Source organism: Pseudomonas ficuserectae (assembly GCF_024584585.1).
Classification (GTDB): Bacteria; Pseudomonadota; Gammaproteobacteria; order Pseudomonadales; family Pseudomonadaceae; genus Aquipseudomonas; species Aquipseudomonas amygdali.
The window spans coordinates 2,660,884-2,680,522 of sequence record NZ_CP085684.1 but is presented as its reverse complement, the minus strand read 5'-3'; the positions used below and the strand labels follow the sequence as shown (position 1 = coordinate 2,680,522).

Annotated in this window: 16 protein-coding genes and 1 pseudogene; 6 read left to right on the top strand and 11 right to left on the bottom strand. The window is 58.3% G+C overall.

What is annotated here, in order from left to right; genetic code table 11:
• Nucleotides 1-69: 69 nt before the first annotated feature.
• Both LJU29_RS29580 and LJU29_RS29575 read right to left on the bottom strand, forming a co-directional pair.
• The gene (locus tag LJU29_RS29580) at nucleotides 70-708 is read right to left on the bottom strand and encodes a methyl-accepting chemotaxis protein (protein WP_371321911.1); all 639 of its coding nucleotides are present in this window, start codon (nucleotides 706-708) and stop codon (nucleotides 70-72) included.
• A 60-nt stretch (nucleotides 709-768) separates the two neighbouring features.
• On the bottom strand, nucleotides 769-1,698 hold the full coding sequence (locus LJU29_RS29575; protein ID WP_371321903.1) for an MCP four helix bundle domain-containing protein: 930 nt from the start codon (nucleotides 1,696-1,698) through the stop codon (nucleotides 769-771).
• Nucleotides 1,699-1,906: 208 nt separating this feature from the next.
• Here LJU29_RS29575 and LJU29_RS11750 point away from each other — a divergent pair, with 208 nt between their 5' ends.
• Nucleotides 1,907-2,338, top strand: a complete 432-nt coding sequence (locus tag LJU29_RS11750) for a VirK family protein (protein WP_057424232.1) — start codon at nucleotides 1,907-1,909, stop codon at nucleotides 2,336-2,338.
• A gap of 321 nt (nucleotides 2,339-2,659) precedes the next feature.
• Here LJU29_RS11750 and LJU29_RS11745 read toward each other — a convergent pair whose 3' ends face one another.
• Complete coding sequence (locus LJU29_RS11745) at nucleotides 2,660-3,112, bottom strand: DUF3237 family protein (RefSeq protein WP_005756229.1); 453 nt, start codon at nucleotides 3,110-3,112, stop codon at nucleotides 2,660-2,662.
• Between the two features lie 401 nt (nucleotides 3,113-3,513).
• Between LJU29_RS11745 and LJU29_RS11740 the strand changes: the two genes are divergently transcribed.
• Nucleotides 3,514-4,281 carry a C1 family peptidase gene (locus LJU29_RS11740; RefSeq protein ID WP_257112415.1) on the top strand — a complete coding sequence of 256 codons (768 nt, stop codon included), beginning with the start codon at nucleotides 3,514-3,516 and terminating at the stop codon, nucleotides 4,279-4,281.
• A gap of 4 nt (nucleotides 4,282-4,285) precedes the next feature.
• On the opposite strand, the gene LJU29_RS11735 is transcribed toward LJU29_RS11740, so the two are convergent.
• Nucleotides 4,286-5,485, bottom strand: coding sequence for a XylR family transcriptional regulator (locus LJU29_RS11735; protein ID WP_257112414.1), 1,200 nt, complete (start codon nucleotides 5,483-5,485; stop codon nucleotides 4,286-4,288).
• Nucleotides 5,486-5,667: 182 nt separating this feature from the next.
• Here LJU29_RS11735 and xylA point away from each other — a divergent pair, with 182 nt between their 5' ends.
• From xylA to LJU29_RS11715, 4 genes are all read left to right on the top strand, one after another.
• A complete protein-coding gene (xylA, locus tag LJU29_RS11730; protein ID WP_257112413.1) occupies nucleotides 5,668-6,984 on the top strand; it encodes a xylose isomerase in 1,317 nt (438 codons plus the stop codon).
• A 139-nt stretch (nucleotides 6,985-7,123) separates the two neighbouring features.
• Nucleotides 7,124-8,125, top strand: a complete 1,002-nt coding sequence (gene xylF, locus LJU29_RS11725) for a D-xylose ABC transporter substrate-binding protein (RefSeq protein ID WP_257112412.1) — start codon at nucleotides 7,124-7,126, stop codon at nucleotides 8,123-8,125.
• Between the two features lie 93 nt (nucleotides 8,126-8,218).
• A complete protein-coding gene (xylG, locus tag LJU29_RS11720) occupies nucleotides 8,219-9,775 on the top strand; it encodes a D-xylose ABC transporter ATP-binding protein (protein WP_005756235.1) in 1,557 nt (518 codons plus the stop codon).
• A complete protein-coding gene (locus tag LJU29_RS11715; protein ID WP_122322740.1) occupies nucleotides 9,776-10,912 on the top strand; it encodes a sugar ABC transporter permease in 1,137 nt (378 codons plus the stop codon).
• 20 nt (nucleotides 10,913-10,932) lie between these two features.
• Here LJU29_RS11715 and LJU29_RS11710 read toward each other — a convergent pair whose 3' ends face one another.
• The 7 genes and pseudogenes from LJU29_RS11710 to LJU29_RS11680 all read right to left on the bottom strand — a co-directional run bounded on the left by LJU29_RS11710 (nucleotide 10,933) and on the right by LJU29_RS11680 (nucleotide 19,418).
• Nucleotides 10,933-11,367: a RidA family protein gene (locus LJU29_RS11710; protein WP_122322739.1), complete on the bottom strand. Its 435-nt coding sequence runs from the start codon at nucleotides 11,365-11,367 to the stop codon at nucleotides 10,933-10,935.
• 40 nt (nucleotides 11,368-11,407) lie between these two features.
• On the bottom strand, nucleotides 11,408-12,991 hold the full coding sequence (locus tag LJU29_RS11705; RefSeq protein WP_257112410.1) for a flavin monoamine oxidase family protein: 1,584 nt from the start codon (nucleotides 12,989-12,991) through the stop codon (nucleotides 11,408-11,410).
• Nucleotides 12,992-13,013: 22 nt separating this feature from the next.
• On the bottom strand, nucleotides 13,014-13,943 hold the full coding sequence (locus tag LJU29_RS11700) for an ABC transporter substrate-binding protein (RefSeq protein ID WP_005733125.1): 930 nt from the start codon (nucleotides 13,941-13,943) through the stop codon (nucleotides 13,014-13,016).
• A 28-nt stretch (nucleotides 13,944-13,971) separates the two neighbouring features.
• Nucleotides 13,972-14,757: pseudogene (locus LJU29_RS11695) on the bottom strand (amino acid ABC transporter ATP-binding protein).
• Nucleotides 14,750-15,724, bottom strand: coding sequence for an amino acid ABC transporter permease (locus LJU29_RS11690; protein ID WP_002553360.1), 975 nt, complete (start codon nucleotides 15,722-15,724; stop codon nucleotides 14,750-14,752). Before LJU29_RS11690 ends, LJU29_RS11695 begins: the two are co-directional and overlap by 8 nt.
• Nucleotides 15,725-15,765: 41 nt before the next feature.
• Nucleotides 15,766-18,216 (bottom strand): TonB-dependent receptor plug domain-containing protein, encoded by a 2,451-nt coding sequence (locus tag LJU29_RS11685; RefSeq protein ID WP_183138007.1) that lies wholly within the window; start codon nucleotides 18,214-18,216, stop codon nucleotides 15,766-15,768.
• Nucleotides 18,217-18,749: 533 nt separating this feature from the next.
• On the bottom strand, nucleotides 18,750-19,418 hold the full coding sequence (locus tag LJU29_RS11680; protein ID WP_257112408.1) for a DUF3313 domain-containing protein: 669 nt from the start codon (nucleotides 19,416-19,418) through the stop codon (nucleotides 18,750-18,752).
• Nucleotides 19,419-19,639: the final 221 nt, after the last annotated feature.

Genomic DNA, 19,639 nt, shown 5'->3' with positions numbered 1-19,639 from the left:
AGGCCTAAGGCGGCGAACACATTGTCGATTCGCTTTTGTCCGGGCAACAGCAAGGTCATGCCTGACTGCTTAGCCAAGCTTGAACTGCCTAAGGGTAGTAGTCAGATCACTCGCCAGTTCGGCCAGGGACTGACTGGCACTGCCGGTCTGGCCGGTACGCACTGCCGACTGCGCCGACAAGTCACGGATTCGTACCAGGTTGAGATCCACTTCGCGCGCGACCAGCGCCTGCTCCTCAGAAGCGCTGGCGATCACCGTATTTCGCTCATCGATGACCATGACCGAACTGGCAATACTGGCCAGCACGGCGTTGGCCGACTCGGCCTGCTGTTTGGTACGTTGGGCCTGCTCGGTACTGACTTCAAGCGCCACCAGCGTGCTCTTGGTGCCCTGCTGGATGTGCCCGATCATGGTCTCGATCTCACGGGTCGACTCGCTGGTGCGATGAGCCAGCGCGCGAACTTCGTCCGCAACTACGGCAAAACCCCGCCCGGCATCGCCAGCCCGTGCCGCCTCGATGGCGGCATTGAGGGCCAGCAGGTTAGTTTGCTCGGAGACTGCGCGAATAACATCCAGGACCTTGGTGATATCCAGCGTGCGGGTTGCCAGCGCCTGCGCCTCGACCGACGCGGTGCCGACATTGCGGGTCAGTTCAAGGATCGACTGAACGGTTTGATTGAGCTCTTCCTGACCTTCGCGGGCCGACACCGAAGAGGCTTTGGATTCTTCCGAGGTGGCCACCGCATTTCGCGCTACTTCGTCGACCGCCTAGCTCATCTCGGTAACGGCGGTGGCGGCCATTTCTATCTCGCTGTTCTGCACCACAAGGTCAGCGTTGCTGTTGACCATCAGCACACTCATTTGCTCTGTGGCCGAGGCCAATTGGTGAGCGGCATCGCCCACCTGGGTCAGGGTCTGGCTCAGATTGCCGCGCATGCGCTCCATCGATTGCAGCAAAAGGGCCGCTTCATCAGTGCCCTCACGGTTGATTGCGCTGGGACGCAGGTCGCCCGCAGCAATGGTTTCCGAGCTGTGCAGCGCCTGACTGATCGGCACTGCCAGACTTTTGGTCAGGCGCCAGGCGAGCAATACGGTCAGCAACACCGTCAGAAACATAACCCCCTGAGTGACTATCAGGGCGTTTTCATACACCGACGTCGCTGCAGCGCTGGATTCGGCTTCGGAGTCATCATTGATCTTTTCCAGCTTGCCAAGGGCGGCTTCGATACTTTCCGCCATGGCCTTCATCTCGCCCCAGACGAGCGCCCTTCCGGCCTCTGCCTGATTCTCGTTGATCAGCGTATAGACCTTTTCGGCACGCTCGATGTAGCCCTGATAAGTGCTCTTCAGACCCTCTACGAGCGCGCGCTCTTCATCATCGGTGATCAGCGGGTCGTAGGCCTCTACGGCCTTTTGGAAACCGGCCTTCCTTTCAAGGAACTCGTTGTGAGCCTGAGCTACCTGCGCAAGATCATGCGTGGCAAGCATTTTGGCCACGGTGGTGCGGGTTTTCTCGACCGCCAGGGCAATGTCGTCACCCAGCGCAATCCCTGGAAGCGCGTAGTTTTCGATTTCAAGCGATTGCTCACGAATACCGTGCAATTGCTGAATGCTAAAAATACCAAGCCCGAACACCAGCACCACCATCAACGCAAAGCAGGCGGAGGTCCGCGCGGCTATTTTCAGCTGTCTCAGCATGTTCAATCCCCTTCTCGTGGCTGACGAATAAATTAGCACCGTCATTTCTATCGGCTGATCGAGAAAAAGAATGAAGAACGTCGAATCAGAGCCGTGCCACTGCTATTCAGGGCCCACTTCAAGGAAACCTTATGGTAGGTTTCGCGACGCTCGATAACCACGAGATGACGGGTCTTTTCAACCTTCAGACTGACTTACTGGAGTTGCCATGAAACATTATTACGCTGCCGCATTACTCGCCCTTGCACTGCCCGGTGCTGCTCACGCTGGCGACGCGCTGGTCAGCTACCCCGCTATCATCCAGGCGTTGAACACCGGAGAGTCGGTCGCTGTGGCGATTGATCTTGGGCAATGCAAGTCTTCGGTCGCGGGTGCCGAGCCGTCCAAAACCAAAGGCGGCAAACGCATCGATGCCTACCGCATCACTCCCGACGGCACCCTCGCGTTCTCGGACAGCCACTTCACCCTCGATCGCGATAACAAGCCTATCGAGCAGTTCATTCGCTACCAGATACGCTCTAATGGCAGTGCCTTATTCAGCATGACGACGCTGAGTGTTCCCGGCTATCAGCAGGTCGGCAATCCGGTGAGTTATGAATGCGCGATCGGCAAAGGACTAAGCTTTTTTGCCAGCCAGTAACGGTCACGCCACAACCAAATGAACCAGACAGATATCCGGCGTGGGCGACAGACCGTCCTCACGCCCTTGAAAGTTACGCTTGAATTGCTTATTGGTGGACAATTTCGAGCACTTCAAACCCGATTGATAAACTGAGAATGGTTGAACCCAGCCTGCACGCAAGCCGCCCTGTCAGACTGACCAGTCTCTGGTTATATACATAACCAGCAAAAATGATTTAAACGCCATCACGCCGACCCGCCAATTGTCAGCGACAAGGTTTATACCTTGATAACACACTTGACACTTGCTTTCACACCCACGCGCTTCTTTGAAGGCTCTCTATATCTCGTTAACCTGATAAATACTGACACGCAGGCGGTCATCCCCGGCTTTTATATTTAATCTGCCGACGTACAGGTTTCTCTGCAGGTAATCATGAGCGTCGGAAGGAACGCTGAACTGTTTGCTGCACGTGCACCGACAGCGCGATTCGGCGAATGGCGCGCGGTCCGTTTCATCGAAGGCCACGAGCCCTTCTCCGACGACATCTATCTTTATTCCGTCGTCAGTCAGCAAGGTGTAGTACAGGCTGAATCGTGCAAGGCTGTCATCCTGGGGCACGAGAAAAAGGCTACCTCCCGGAAGAACCTGCCCCTGCAATCGATCGCCGGTAAAGTCTCCTCCCAGTATCTCACCGCTGCTGCGTTGCCCTCGTTGAGGGTTACAAAGCGCTTGCGGCTTATCGATACGCAGGTGAGCAGCCAGTATTTCATGCAGTTGCATCGTCTCCATCCCTCAACCCCTCATCTTGCATGCGGTGGCTCGCGCCTGCCCATAACTGTACCGAGGTGTATCTTTTAGCCCGGACATCGCATGCTGTCAATTTAAATATACCAACTGGTACACTTATGAGGCTTAGGATAAGCGTCTGTAAAGCAGTATCGTTTTGCCACTTTCGATAAATCTCTGTGGCTCGTACCCAGCGCAGAAAAAAGCGGAAAGTCTATTCCGCAAGTTCATTTAAAAATTGATTCACATGGCCTATTACTCAACTAACAGTACTGGCCAAATGAGCCCACTCGGCCAACTCATAGCTCACTACTTACTAAATGAAGTTTAATCCGCGCCTGCCAAAAACCTGTTTACATGAGGACTGTCAACTTTTCCGACAGTGTCTTACAAGGAGATACGAAATGACCTATACCGTGAAACAGTATGGATGGATTCGCGATCTGCCTGATCATCGCGATCATCTTTATGCGGCCCCCACAACGGCGCTGGCGGCGCTCCCACACATGGTTGATCTGCCCCCCCATTGCCCGCCCGTATACGACCAGGGCCAACTGGGCAGTTGCACCGCGAACGGTATTGCCGGAGCGATTCAGTTCGATCGCATGAAGCAAAAGCTGACGCCCGCGTTCGAGCCCTCGCGGTTGTTTATCTATTACAACGAACGGGTCATTGAGCATACCGTCGATTCGGACAGCGGCGCGATGATCCGCCACGGAATCAAAAGTGTAGCGGAGCAAGGTGATTGCCCTGAAAAAGAGTGGCCTTATGACATTGAAAAGTTCGCTGTCAAACCTCCGGCTGCCTGCTACAAGGACGCTAGAAAATACAAAGCGGTGTCCTACCAGAAGGTTGCGCAAAACCTCAACCAGATGAAAGGCTGCCTGGCGGCAGGCTATCCGTTTGTCATTGGTTTTTCCGTCTACGAAAGCTTTGAAAGCAAGAAAGTCGCCCAGACCGGGCATGCCCCGATGCCGGGCCCTCACGAAAAAATGCTCGGAGGGCACTGCGTGTTGGCAGTGGGCTACAACGATGCCCACCAGCATTTCATCCTGCGCAACTCATGGGGCACTGGCTGGGGCATGGAAGGCTACTTCACCCTGCCCTACAGCTATCTGCTGGATGAAAATCTGTCCACCGACTTCTGGACGATAAGGGTCGTGGCTACCTGACTTGTCAGGCAACCGGGCATTGCACTGCCGCATTGGCACCCTGCAGGTACTCTCGCGGCGTGCATCCAAATTCCCGGCGAAATACCGTGTGCAGGTATTGCGCCGACCGGAAACCACAATCGCGGGCGATGTCGGCAATTGCGCAGTCCGTATTTTGCAGCCCGTGTGCGGCAGCGGCCAGTTTGAAACGCAGGATCTCGTCATTCACGCTACAGCCCCGCACCCGGCGAAAATGCGCTTCCAGCGACGAGCGCGAAACGCCCACGTACGCGGCTACCTGTGCGGTCTTGATGCCTTGGCACGCGTACTGCCGGATAAACAGCAACGCCTGCATGACATAGGGGTCCCCCAACGGTTGATGCAGACTCGAAGCCTGTACGTTGACAGCGTCCGGCGGTATCAGAATGTGGGTGCCGGAAGACGGCATGCCATGCAACATCTGGTGCAGCAGGCGCGCGGCGGTTCGGCCCATTGTGTCGGTGCCTTGAACCACCGAGCTCAGCGGTACACGCGTGAGGGTTCTGGTCAACGGATCGTTGTCGATGCCGATCAGCGCCACTTGTTCAGGCACGGCAATTCCGGCAGTCAGGCAGGCCTGCAACAATTGACGGGCGCGGGCATCTGTCACGGCAATGATGCCGATAGGCTTGGGCAGGCTTTGCAGCCAGGCGATCTGCTGTTCCACAGCGCTGTCCCAGAGTGGTGCACTGGTGCCCAGGCCGCGATAAACCTCGGCGTGCAGGCCGTCGCGTTGCAGCAGTCGACGAAAGGCCTGCTCGCGCTCCTGCGCCCAGCGATTGGCCTGAGCCTCAGGCAGACTGAAGCAGGCAAAGCGGGTCAGCCCGGCCACTATCAAATGCTCGTAGGCGGCCTTGATCAAAGCGTGGTTATCGGTCGCGACATAGGGAATGCCCTTCGGGTAGGCGCGCTCATCCTGGTAGGAACCGCCTACCGCCACCACCGGCAGCCTGATGCCAGCCAACGCCTCGCCAATCAGCGGGTCGTCGAAGTCGGCAATGATCCCGTCACCCTGCCAACGCTCGATGCCTTTCAGGCGACAGAGAAAATCTTCCTCCAGAAACAGATCCCAGGACACCCGGGTACTGCTTAGGTAGTTGCCGATGCCGCTGATGATGCCGCGGTCATAGATTTTGCTGCCGTTGAACAACAGTGCAATACGGTGAACGGGGGGGACGGTTTTCATTATTTTTATGCCGGTTTTTTATATTGATTCGATAAGCACTACATCACTCAACACAGACTAGGCCCGCAAAGGACCAATCTCAATACTCAAAATCGCACTGCGCGTTGACGATTTTCATAATCAGCAGGCCTGGGGCCGTTGCTAGTATCGAGGCATCGCCAAGAACAATAAGGAAAACGCAGATGCCGTACTTCCCCGCCGTCGACAAGGTTCGCTACGAAGGCCCTGACAGCGACTCGCCCCTTGCCTTTCGTCACTACGATGCCGACAAACTGATTCTCGGCAAACCCATGCGCGAGCATTTGCGCATGGCGGCCTGCTACTGGCACACGTTCGTCTGGCCGGGCGCCGACATGTTTGGTGTCGGCACTTTCAAGCGTCCATGGCAAGGTTCCGGGGACCCGCTGGAGCTGGCTATCGGCAAGGCTGAAGCAGCTTTCGAGTTTTTCTCCAAACTCGGCATCGACTACTACAGCTTCCATGACACCGACGTGGCACCGGAAGGCAGCTCGCTCAGGGAGTATCGCAACAACTTCGCGCAGATGATTGATCAGCTGGAACGTCATCAGGAGCAAACCGGGATCAAGCTGCTGTGGGGCACCGCTAACTGTTTCAGCAACCCGCGCTTTGCCGCAGGGGCCGCCAGCAATCCGGACCCTGAAGTATTTGCCTACGCCGCGACTCAGGTGTTCAGTGCCATGAACGCCACCCAGCGACTCAAAGGGGCCAACTACGTCCTGTGGGGCGGTCGTGAAGGCTACGAAACCCTGCTCAATACGGACCTCAGGCAGGAGCGCGAACAGTTGGGCCGCTTCATGCGTATGGTGGTCGAGCACAAACACAAGATTGGCTTCAAAGGCGACTTGCTGATCGAGCCCAAGCCGCAGGAGCCCACCAAGCATCAGTACGATTACGACAGTGCTACGGTGTTCGGTTTTCTGCAGCAGTACGGTCTGGAAAAAGAGATCAAGGTCAACATCGAAGCCAACCACGCGACCCTGGCCGGACACAGCTTCCACCACGAAATTGCCACAGCAGTCTCGCTGGGGATCTTTGGCAGCATCGATGCCAACCGCGGCGACCCGCAGAACGGCTGGGACACTGACCAGTTCCCCAACAGCGTCGAGGAGATGACCCTCGCCACCTACGAGATTCTCAAGGCCGGTGGTTTCACCAATGGCGGCTACAATTTCGATTCCAAGGTCCGTCGTCAGAGCCTCGACGAAGTCGACCTGTTCCACGGCCACGTTGCCGCCATGGACGTGCTCGCCCTGGCGCTGGAGCGCGCAGCGGCGATGGTGCAGAACGATAAGCTTCAGCAGTTCAAGGACCAGCGCTACGCAGGCTGGCAGCAGCCGTTTGGCCAATCCATACTGAGCGGAGGTTTCAGTCTCGCTTCGCTGGCCGAGCATGCGTTCGCCAACGACCTCAACCCACAAGCCGTCAGCGGTCGGCAGGAATTGCTTGAAGGAGTGGTCAACCGCTTTATCTACTCCTGAAGCAAGGCTGAACGGACGCCGCAGTGACATTCTCACGACAAATCTGTGCCCGCGGCGTCCGACAACGTTCTACAGTTGCACCGGCATTACGCTGCACATCATGAAGTGTCTTTCGAACAACAATAAAAGGACGCACCCTATGAACACCCTGAAACGCACGCTGCTTGCCAGCGCTCTGGCCTTGCTGTCCCTGCCGGTCATGGCCGACTCCGCCCACCCGAAAATCGGTTTTTCCATCGATGACCTGCGTCTGGAACGCTGGTCACGCGACCGTGATTACTTCGTCGCTGCGGCGGAAAAGCTGGAGGCCAAGGTCTTCGTGCAATCGGCGGATGCCAACGAGCAGAAACAGATATCGCAGATCGAAAACCTCATCTCTCGCGGCGTCGATGTGCTTGTCATCGTGCCGTTCAACGCCACCGTGCTGACCAACGCCGTTGCCGAAGCCAAGAAGGCCGGGATCAAAGTGGTGTCTTATGACCGGCTGATCCTCAACGCCGACATCGATGCTTACATCTCCTTCGATAACGAAAAGGTCGGCGAAATGCAGGCCGGCGGCGTACTGAAAGCAGCGCCCAAGGGCAACTACTTTTTGCTGGGCGGAGCCCCCACTGACAACAACGCCAAGATTCTGCGCGAAGGTCAGATGAAGGTGCTGCAGCCAGCCATCGACAAGGGCGATATCAAAATCGTCGGCCAACAGTGGGTGAAGGAATGGAACCCCACTGAAGCCCTGAGCATTGTTGAAAATGCCCTGACCCGAAATAACAACAAGATCGATGGCATCGTTGCTTCCAACGACGCCACCGCCGGGGGCGCGATTCAGGCGCTGGCCGCACAGAAACTGGCCGGCAAAGTGCCTATCTCGGGGCAGGATGCGGACCTGGCGGCGGTCAAGCGGGTCATTGATGGCACCCAGACCATGACCGTCTACAAGCCGCTGAAGCTGATTGCCAGCGAAGCCGCCAAACTGTCGGCGCAACTGGTGCGCAACGAGAAGCCTGCCTTTACCGCGCAGTACGACAATGGCAGCAAGAAAGTCGACACCATCCTGCTGACCCCGACACCGTTGAACAAGGACAACATCGACCTGCTGGAGAAAGACGGGTTCTACACCAAGGCGCAGATGGGCGGCCAGTGAGCTATCGATAATCAGTCGATAGAAAGCCTGGGCCTGTGCAGAACGGCTGCGCAGGCTCAGGCACGCCCTTGGATCCCCGTGTGAGCCTGTGCCATGTCCGACTATCTGTTGCAAATGAACGGCATCGTCAAAACCTTTGACGGCGTCAAAGCCTTGAACGGCATTGACATAAAGGTCCGGCCCGGTGAATGCGTCGGCCTGTGCGGCGAAAACGGCGCGGGCAAGTCCACGCTGATGAAGGTGCTGTCGGCGGTATACCCTTACGGCACCTGGGACGGCGAGATTCTCTGGGACGGCACCCCCCTCAAGGCGCAGTCAATCAGCGAAACGGAAGCAGCCGGTATCGTCATCATTCATCAGGAACTCACGCTGGTGCCTGACCTGTCGGTGGCCGAAAACATCTTCATGGGTCATGAACTGACGCTCCGCGGTGGACGCATGAACTACCCGGCCATGATCCATCGCGCCGAAGTGTTGATGCGTGAGCTCAAAGTGCCAGACATGAACGTGGCTCTGCCGGTTTCCCAGTACGGCGGCGGTTATCAGCAACTGGTGGAAATCGCCAAGGCACTGAACAAGAAAGCTCGTCTGTTGATCCTCGACGAGCCGTCCTCTGCCCTGACCCGCTCGGAAATCGAGGTGCTGCTAGACATCATTCGTGATCTGAAAGCCAAGGGCGTGGCGTGCGTGTACATTTCGCACAAACTCGATGAAGTGGCGGCCGTGTGCGACACCATTTCGGTGATCCGCGACGGTAAGCACATCGCCACCACCGCAATGTCGGACATGGACATCCCGAAGATCATCACCCAGATGGTCGGTCGCGAAATGAGCAACCTTTACCCCACCGAACCCCATGAGATCGGCGAGGTGATTTTCGAGGCGCGGAATATTACCTGTTACGACGTCGATAACCCCGGACGCAAACGGGTCGACGACATTTCGTTTGCTCTCAAGCGCGGGGAAATCCTCGGCATTGCCGGGCTGGTAGGCGCGGGTCGCACCGAACTGGTGTCCGCTCTGTTCGGTGCCTACCCGGGCCGATATACCGGTGAAGTGTGGCTGGACGGCCAGCCTGTCGACACACGCACGCCGCTCAAATCAATCCGCGCCGGCCTGTGCATGGTCCCGGAAGACCGTAAGCGTCAGGGCATTATTCCGGACCTGGGCGTTGGTCAGAACATCACCCTCGCGGTTCTCGATACCTACTCGAAAATGACCCGCATTGATGCCGAAGCCGAGCTGGGCAGCATCGACCGGGAAATCTCGCGCATGCACCTCAAGACGGCCAGCCCGTTCCTGCCGATCACCAGCCTGTCCGGTGGCAACCAGCAGAAAGCCGTGCTGGCGAAGATGCTGCTGACCCGCCCGCGCGTTCTAATTCTCGACGAACCGACCCGCGGCGTCGATGTGGGTGCCAAGTACGAGATTTACAAGCTGATGGGCGCGCTGGCGGCCGAAGGTGTGTCAATCATCATGGTCTCTTCGGAGCTGGCCGAAGTACTGGGAGTCTCCGACCGTGTGCTGGTGATTGGCGAAGGCCAGTTGCGCGGCGACTTCATCAACCATGAACTCACTCAGGAACAGGTGCTCGCCGCTGCGCTCAGCCACCCCGATGCCCCTGACAATAATGCCCGGAAGACCGCATAGATGAACCAGGTCAAACAGTTCTTCACCCGCTACAAAATGCTTGCGCTGGTGATTGCCATCGCAGTGATCTGGCTGTTCTTCAGTTGGCAGACCGATGGAGGGTTTCTGACCCCACGCAACCTTTCCAACCTGCTGCGGCAGATGTCCATCACCGGCATTCTGGCTTGCGGCATGGTATTGGTGATCATAAGTGGCGAGATCGACCTGTCGGTGGGGTCATTGCTGGGCCTGCTCGGGGGGCTGGCGGCGATTCTGGATGTGGTTTACCACGTGCCGCTGCTGGCCAATCTGAGTCTGGTGGCCCTGTGCGGCTTGATGATCGGTCTGGCAAACGGCTACATGACGGCCTACCTGCGTATTCCCTCCTTCATTGTCGGGCTGGGCGGTATGCTGGCCTTTCGCGGCATTCTTCTGGGGATTACCGGCGGCACGACCATCGCCCCGGTATCGCCTTCGCTGGTCTACGTCGGCCAGGGATATTTGCCGCACTCTGTCGGTACAGCGCTTGGCGTACTGTTGCTGGCCCTGACGCTGTTCCTGACCTGGAAACAACGGCGCAACAGAGCGCTGCACGGGCTGGCGGCACATTCGATGATCCGTGATGTGTTACGCGTGGTATTGATCGGCGCTGTGTTGGGCGGGTTTGTCTATGTGCTCAACAGCTACGACGGAATCCCCGTTCCGGTATTGCTGTTGCTGGTCCTGCTCGGCGTGTTCAGTTATGTCACCAGCCAGACGGTTTTCGGACGGCGCGTGTATGCGGTGGGCAGCAACATGGAAGCCACGCGGTTATCCGGCATCAACGTACAGGCCGTAAAACTGTGGATCTTCGGCATCATGGGCGTCATGTGTGCCTTCGCCGGGCTGGTCAATACCGCACGCCTGGCTGCAGGCTCGCCCTCGGCCGGCAACATGGGCGAACTGGACGCCATTGCCGCCTGTTTTATCGGCGGCACGTCCATGCGCGGCGGTTCGGGCACTGTCTACGGTACCCTGCTTGGCGCGCTGGTCATCACCAGTCTCGATAACGGCATGTCCATGCTCGACGTCGACAGTTACTGGCAGATGATCGTCAAGGGCGGCATCCTCGTGCTGGCGGTGTGGGTGGACGTCAGTACGCGGGCCGCACGGCGATAGTCACAACTGACGGCACTGAATCAAGCAGGTCTGGCCGCGATGGCTTCGACCTCGATCAGCGCACCGGGCAACGGCAGCGCCACTACCTGCAAAGCGGTGCGCGCAGGTTTCAAGGGTTGCTCGGGGGTGCCGAAAAACTGCGTGTAACCGGCCTGCAGGCCTGCAAAGTCAAGCTTGCCGCCGGTTTCCTCGGCCCCCACCAGATACACCCGCAACTGCACGATATCGCCCAGATCAAGGTCCTGTTGCCGGAGGATATTGCGCAGTTTGTTGAACACCGAAACGCTCTGCACTTCAGTGTTGCCATAGGCGGCAGGCGTACCCGCCGGAGCGTGTGGGTCGGCAAGGTCGGGCAAAGTGCCGCTGATGAACACCAGGCTGGCCGAGGCTGGCACGGTCACGGTTTGCGAGATTGGAAAATCGCCGACGCTGGTACGTTGAATGCTGTCGCTCATGGTGTCACTCCTCAATGGATGTTGATGCTGCAATAAAGGCTCAGGACGCCGTGAGGGCCGCCGTCTGTCGTTGCTGGATAACCCGCTCGGCCAGTTGCCCGACCACATGGCGCGCCGAATTGGCGGCTGATTCCTGCCAGATACCCACGCCGCTCTGCACCAGCCCGTCGCCAGCGAAGTAAACCCGGCCATGAGGTTCATCCAGCAAGGCGCTGGCGTCGGCCGGGAAATGTTCGCGTTGCAGCCACGGGCCTTCGCTGTAAGGAATCTGCTCCCAGGACACGGCCAACGGGTTACGCAAGTGATGCGAGTAACCGGGATGCAGCAGTTCGACCGCCTCTCTGGAGGCTGCGTATTGCGCCTCGAACGGTTTCGCGCCGAACACGTCGGCACCCTCTCCGGTCACGTAACCGGCGACGAGCAGGCCATCGCGGGTGTTCAAGTCATTGCTCGGGTACCACAGCAGGCGCGCCGGATGGTCGATCCAGGACAACCCGCCATAGGTGCGGTAATCGGTTTCCCAGAAGCGCGGGGATTGCCACGCCACCTTGGTCGCCTGATCGTTGCGGGTGCTCAGCAAAGCAGCCTTGACCGGCTTGCTGAAGTCGGTATCCAGCCTGGCCAGCAACGGCAACGGCAGGGTCGAGACCAGATAATCGGCGCGTACTACCTGTTCACGGCCACTGTGTCTGTCGTGATAGGTGACCGCCACACCGTCTTCCAGTTGACGAATCTGGCGCACCTGCGCGCCCAGTTGCACCTGTTCGGTGAGGCGCTGGTAAAAGGCGTCGGTGATGCGGTCCATACCGCCGTCCGGCTGAAACATGGTCGCCGAGAACTCGGGAAACTCAGTGTGCAGCAGCGCGCCCCACAGCTCGGGATGCAGCAGGCGCTCCAGCCCTACCGGCTGCGCACTGGTCGGCAATGCCCCCGGATGCGAGAGCGACTCCTGATGTCCGGAACGCAGGCTGCCCTCATAAGCCAGTTCCTGCGAGAGGTCGCCATACACCTGCAAAAACGCTAACAGGCGCTGACGCTCTTCGCCGCTCAACACATCGTCCAGAGCATCGCGCTGCACCGCCGTGGCCAGTAGACCCGAGAGGTGGCCGCGGGCGTCGTTGATAGCCTGGCCGACAGTGAACGCGGGCTGTTGCAGGTCCGGGCGGACCTGAGCGCCATGACTGCTGTTGACCAGCACTTCAAGCGGCACTCCCAACTCGCTGCAATAGTCGAGCAGCGTGCGGTGCTGGCTGGGAATCCGCGCTGGCCCGGCATTGAAATACAGCCCGGGATCAAAGCCCACGGTCTGCGTGCGACCGTCCTTGTAGTCCACCTGATCGCCGCTGCGCAACGTCCAGTTGCGGCCGCCCACTCGATCACGGGCCTCCAGCACTTGCACAGTAAACCCTGCCCGCGTCAATTCCAGCGCAGTCACCAGCCCGGCGATTCCGGCACCCAGCACCAGTACGCGAGTGCCCTGCCCCAGCCCGTTTCCGAGTTTCAGAGGTTTTGGCCGCCGGTGTGATGAAGGCCCCAGCCCCAGTACCGCAAGCGCGTCCTTGACGGCTTTTTCGCCACCTACCGCAGCAATGCTGGAAAGTGCTTCACGTCGTGTCAGTCCCATATCATTTGCTCCCTTGAAGTCCTCAATCCGGTAAGCCGGGCGGGTTGATCAGCGACTTGTCGACGCGCTCCACATCCAGGCCCCAGCGCTGCAACACTTGCTCGTACTGCCCGCCGGCAATCGCGCCTTCAAGGGCGGTATGAATCGGTTTGACCAGACCGTTGTCCTTGCGCGTGGTCACTGCGATATCAGCCTGCAATGGCCAGCCGCCGTTAACCGTGCCGACCCGCTTGATGCCTCCGGTGATGGCGGCCGAGTAGGCATACACCGAATTGGGCCCGAACAGCGCATCACTGCGCCCCGACTGAATGGCAAGCTGCGCAGCCGCCTGATCATCGAAATACTGCAACAGCGCAGGCTTGATACCAGCCTTTTCGTTAGCCTCGTTCCACGCCAACAGGACCTTTTCCTGATTGGTGCCGGAGCCGACGATGATCTTCAGCCCCGCGATGTCCGACGCCTGTTTTATCTCGCTGATTTTGCTGTTGGTCTTGACATAGAAGCCCAGGACATCCTGGCGGTAGGTGGCGAAATCGAAGCGTTTCTTGCGCGCTTCGGTCACGGTGACGTTACTGATGACTGCGTCGTATTTGCCCGAACTGACGCCCAGTGGCCAGTCCTCCCAACTGGTCTGCACCACGTTCAATTGCAGGCCCAGGCTGTCCGCCACCAGTTGCGCGGTGTCGGCCTCGCTGCCGATGGTGGTCTTGTCATCATTGGCCAGCAGCGCCAGGGGCGGCCCCGCCACACCGGAGACGGCCACGGTGAACTTGCCTGGCTGGGCAAACTTGAAGCCCGCCGGGATCTGCGCAATGGCCGCTTCGTTACGCGGTACATGAATGCGTTGTCGGTCAGGACTGAGGTCGACCGGTTGCGCGGTGGAAGCAAAAGCACTTTGCGCCACGCTGACGGCTATCGTCAGCAGGGCTACGCGGGCGGTATTCACTAGCATCAGCAATCACTCCTTGAAAGCGGGAAATTCACAGCACCTTGCCGAGAAAGGCAGCGGTGCGAGGGTGTCGGGGATGGTGGAAAACCTGTTCCGGCGGCCCTTGCTCAATCAACTGGCCCTCGCACAGAAACACCACGTGATCCGCCACTTCCCGGGCAAAGCCGATCTCGTGGGTCACTACCACCAGCGTGACACCCAGTTGCGTGAGCCCTTTGATGACATCCAGCACCTCGCCGACCAGCTCGGGGTCGAGGGCTGAGGTAGGTTCATCAAACAGCAGCACCTTGGGGTCCAGCGCCAACGCACGCGCAATGGCGACGCGCTGTTGCTGGCCTCCGGAAAGCTGGCGTGGTTAAGCGTCCACTTTGTCTGCCAGGCCAACCCTAGCCAGCAGTTCACCTGCTCTTGCCTGCGCCTCGGCCTTGCTCCAGCGTTTATGGGCCAACGGTGCTTCAGCAATGTTTTCCCAGGCAGTGAGGTGCGGGAACAGGTTGAAATTCTGAAATACGAAGCCGACCTCGATGCGCCGCTTGAGGATTTCGCGCTCGTTGAGATCATAGAGCAGATCACCCTTGCGCCGATAACCAACGTAGTCGCCGTCGATGGTGATGTAACCGCTGTCGATCTTTTCCAGGTGGTTGATGGTGCGCAACAGAGTGGACTTGCCCGAGCCGGACGGCCCGAGAATCACCGTGACCTTGCCCGGTTCAATGCTCAGGTCAATGTCCTTGAGCACCTGCTGGCTGCCAAAGCGTTTGCCCACGCCCTGGATCTGAATGCGCCCTGCGCGCACGGGTGCAGAGGCTTCACTCATGATGCTTCTCCTTCAACCAGCCGCGCACTCGCTGCAAGGGCGTGGGCGGCAAAACACGCGCCGTGCCACGAGCAAAGTGTCGCTCGACGTAGTACTGCGCGCTGGTCAACAGCGTGGTGATGATCAGGTACCAGACGGTGGCAACAATCAGCAGCGGAATCACCGCCTGGGTACGGTTGTAGATGACCTGCACGGTGTAAAACAGCTCTGGCAAGGCCAGCACGTAAACAATGGAAGTGCCTTTGACCAGGCCGATGATTTCGTTGAAGCCCGAAGGCAGGATCGAGCGCAGTGCCTGGGGCAGAATGATGCGGAAAACCCGACGCGAAGCCGGCAAGCCCAGGGCTGCGGCGGCTTCATGCTGGCCAGCATCGACACCGATCAGCCCGCCACGAATGATTTCTGCGGTATACGCCGCCTGCATCAGGCTCAAGCCCAGGACCGCCACGGTGAATTGACTGAGCACGTCGACCGTTGACCATTCGGCGAAGACCAGATCGGTAAACGGCACACCCAGTACGATGTGGTCGTACAGGTAGGCGAAGTTGTAGAGAATGATCAACACCAGCAGCGCCGGCATCGAGCGGAAAAACCAGATGTAGCCCCAGGCCAGCGCCGCCAGCAGCGGTGAGCCCGACAGGCGTGCCAGCGCCAGCGCAGTGCCGAGAATGATGCTGAACACGGTGCTGAGCAGTGTCAGCAGCAACGTCTGGGCCAGGCCGCGCAGCACTGACGGCGAGAAGAACCATTGCCCGAACACGCCCCACTCCCAGCGCGGATTGGTCGCCAGCGAATGCACGATGGCGACCAGCACCAGTGCAGCGAATATCGACCCCACCCAGCGACCGGGATGCCGGGCGGGTACTACCTGCAACGCCTTGATCGGTGGTTGTGCTACCCGGCTCTGGCGCAGCGGGTAACGGCTGGTCTCGTCGATGAAGTCATAGGGTTTGGCGACAGTGGGCATGCTTGTTCCTCGCACTCAATGGGGGTTTTCAGGTGCTGGCCTTAAAAGGCGTAAGTCAGCCGGGTGTAGTAGTAACCGCCGGTAAAACCGTAGGGCGAATAGGTGCCGTAACTGCTGACCATGGTGCTGCTGGGAACCCCCTGTTTCTTTGGATAGATGTCGAACAGGTTCTTTGCGCCTATGGCAACGTTGAGGTTTTTGCTGAGGTTGTAGCCGAGGTCCAGATCGGTGATCCACTTGGCGCTGTACACCCGATCCAGATCGCGATTGGCTGAGGAATTGACCTCTTTGTAGGAACCGTAACGGGTCAGCGCCAGGTTCAGGTTGAAGCGCTCGATGCTCCAGTCGCCGCCCAGAATCAGTTTGGTACGCGGCTGCACCCCGGTAATCAGATTGCGGGCCTCGCGGTCCATCAGCTCATAGGACGTACCGAGGATAGAAATGGATTCCTTGTAGCTAAGGATCTTTGTCTGGTTCCAGTTGAACGCCGCTGTCCACTTCACTGACCCGTACTGCCCAAGGTCCTGGCGGTAGTTGCTGACCAGATCCAGCCCCTTGGTGCGGGTGTCGGCACCGTTGATGAAATACTGGCCGCCCGACGTCGAATCGATGCCGTTGTTGAGCAGCACCTGAGTGACTTCATCACCCAGCAGGGTGCCGGTCAGAGTGATGCGGTCACGCAGATTGATCACGTAGGCATCGGCGGTCAGGGTCAACTGATCGGTAGGCGTCAGGGTGAGACCGAGGCTGAAATTGGTGGAGCGCTCCGGCTTGAGGTCCTCGGCACCCAACGCTCTGGCGGCACCCGAGCCGGTCGGCAGTACGCCGTAATTGATCGACTGATACACGCCGTCCACCACGCCGTAAGTGGTCGAACGTGCACTGAACAGACTGTTGGCCAGGGATGGCGCACGAAAGCCATTGCTGACGGTGGCGCGAACGGCGAACTGCGGGGTGAAGTCGTAGCGTGTGGTCAGCTTGCCGCTGCGGGTCGCGCCCACACCTTGGTTGTAATGTTCATAGCGCAATGCGCTGCCGACATACCAGTCAGGCAAAAGGTTGAAGCCTACGTCGACATAACTGGCGACACTGTTGCGTGAGGCGCTGCTTTCTTCGTCCGGCGAAATGCCATTGGTGACCTGCGCACCTGACGATGCACAGTTGCCCGGTGCAACGCAGTAGCCGCCGTTGGCATAGGACTCGTAGTCGCCCGCCTGCACCTCATAGGTGTCGCGTCGATGTTCAAGGCCGTAGGACACGTCGAGGGGCTTTTGCAGGCCGATGTCAAAGCCGCGCTTGAAGTCCAGATTGGTGGTCAGCTCGGTGGAAATCCACGTTCCTGATGTGAAGCTGTTGGGCGTGGCCTCACCCAGCGACGGGTTCTGGTTATGCGTGGTGCCCTGCTCCGCCTCGTTGCGCCCGTAAGTGCTGGACAGATCCCAGTCCCATTCACCAAGCGTGCCTTTGCCACCAAACGCAGCCTGAAAATCGTCTTCGTCGATGTACCAGGTCGGTGTGTATCCCGCCGGATAACCATTGGGCCCGGTGGTGATCGTATTGGTAATGGTCGGCAGGCGAAAATTCTGCCCCTGCTCGGCCTTGCGACGCGAATAGGTGGTGAAGGAATACAGACTGAAACTGTCATCGATCGGCAGCTCGGCGTTGTAACCCAGGGTCAGCAGATTGGTTTTCGGCGTGCCGTAACCGCCATACGTGGACTTGCCCGCCAGGTCGTAGGCTTTTTCGTAGCTGTAGCCATTGGCGCTGGCCTTGTTGTCGTCATTCTGGCTGCGGGCATCCAGCGCCAGTTGCACGATACCGCCGTCGCCAATCTCGAAGCCTTTATTGAGGCTTTGCTGCACGGTCTGCTTCTTGCCGTCATAACCGAGCCCGGCGTTGGTCACCGAGGTGCCGCTGGTGTCGGCCTTGAGAATGACGTTAATCACCCCGGCAATGGCATCGGAGCCATATTGAGCCGCGGCACCGTCACGCAGCACTTCTACATGATCAATGGCGCTGATCGGGATCAGATCGAGGTCTGCCGGCGCAGCGCCGGTGTTGATGCCGTTGATATTAAGAGTCGCGCTGGTATGGCGGCGTTTGCCATTGACCAACACCAGCACCTCGGCGGCACTCAAGCCACGCAAGTTGGGCGCACGGGCAATGCCGCTGGCGTCCCAACCGGTTTTTTCCGGCAGTGTCAGAGATGGGATGACCGCGCTCAATGCCTCCATCAGGCCGGGCTTGCCAGTACTCTGTAATTGTTTGGCACTGACCACATCGATCGGCACCGGGCTGCTGGTCACGGTGCGCTGCTCGGCACCGCGATTACCGGTGACCACCACGGTGGACAAGGTGCGACGCTCATCCTCGGAGGTTTTTGCCTCGGCCTGAATCGTCCCTGACAGCAAAACGCTCCCTATCGCCAACGCCAGCGGGCAGTAGCCCAGCACGGCAGTCGAGGCTCGGGCACGGTGTAAAGCTTGCTTCATATTCACTCCAGACATGGCCGTTATTGAAGCCATGCATGCAAATCGCAAAGTCGGGCGTTCCTGCTGTCGTAGGGACAGCGCGGTACGCACGTTTCAGGCTGTGCAGGTAAAACCTGCGCGATGAGCTAGCGGTGGGGTGAGAAGCCGGTTGGCGGCAGAAGTGACGCGCAGCGCCTGTCAACAGCAGGGCGAGAGGAATAAAGCCAGTGGCAGGATTGAACAGGCAACATACGTTGAACTCCCTTCCAACGATTCTGCTTGAGGGGAATGGTTTATCCCTCGGTCATGGCGCACTCGACGGCGGCCTGATGCGCAGAATCCTGATAACGATTGGTACCATCCGAGGTAAGGGGTAGGCTGTTGAAACCAAACATAACGGAATCAATTTCGAAAATATAATTCTATTTGGTCATAAGCTAATATTATTATTTTTGATTTATATTTATTTTATTATTCACAAATAGCATTTTCAGTTCTCAGGTGTCTGACTGACAGGAAGACCCGATTATCAGGCCGGGCTTCCCAAGGCTGCTTTACTTTGAGAGCAACAACTCAATCAGCTCATCCGCGCCTCTGGAAATACCCGCCTGCGCCGCCGACAAACGCCCGAAGGTCGAGCTTATGTCATAAACCATTGGATATTGCCGAGTGACATAGGACTCCAGCAGCTGCGAAGTGGACGCATCGTAGATCTCGACGGCATAGCTGACGGACCCGGTAAACGTACCTTCACGGTCTCTGGAGGCCTGAACGAGGTTATATGACCCCATGCCGATATCGAATCGGGAGAATGTAGACAGCCCGGTAACAGTGGTCTCGGCCCCGGTCAGGGTGAGGCGAATGCGCACTGTCCCGCGTGAAGGTGTGTCGGTGAACCGGAAATGCTTGCCCAGGGCTTCAGAGAACCTGACCGTCATGTCGTTGGCCAGGACGATCTTTTCGTTGCGCTCCAGGTCTGAAAATTGCGCATCCGCTCCCGAGTAGATCACCACAGGTTCAAGCATTACCTTATCGTATTGGTTCCAGTTGACTGACGTCGAGTACTTGAAGGGAATACGACCCGAGCTGTCCTGTTTGTTGGGCCGCATTTCAAGTGATGACTCGATTCCTGAATACGGCGACGGCTCGTGACTGGCACACCCCGTGACCAGAAAAACCAATAACAACAGCCCGGCCAACTTCATGTTTTTAACGTAGTGCATGCAGAACTCTCCAGCGTGATCAGGTTATTGAAATTCAAGCATTCACCGTCAATCCCCGAGCCCGACTACTATCAGGCACGCACCGTCACGGGCAGTACCTTTGAAGGGCACTGGTAATATCCCGGGACTGTTTATCCAGAAGCACGTTTTCCAGGGGCACTGTATCTCGGAGCACTCTCTTGCCTGATGCAGGGCCATCCATGATCGCGACGTACCGCGTT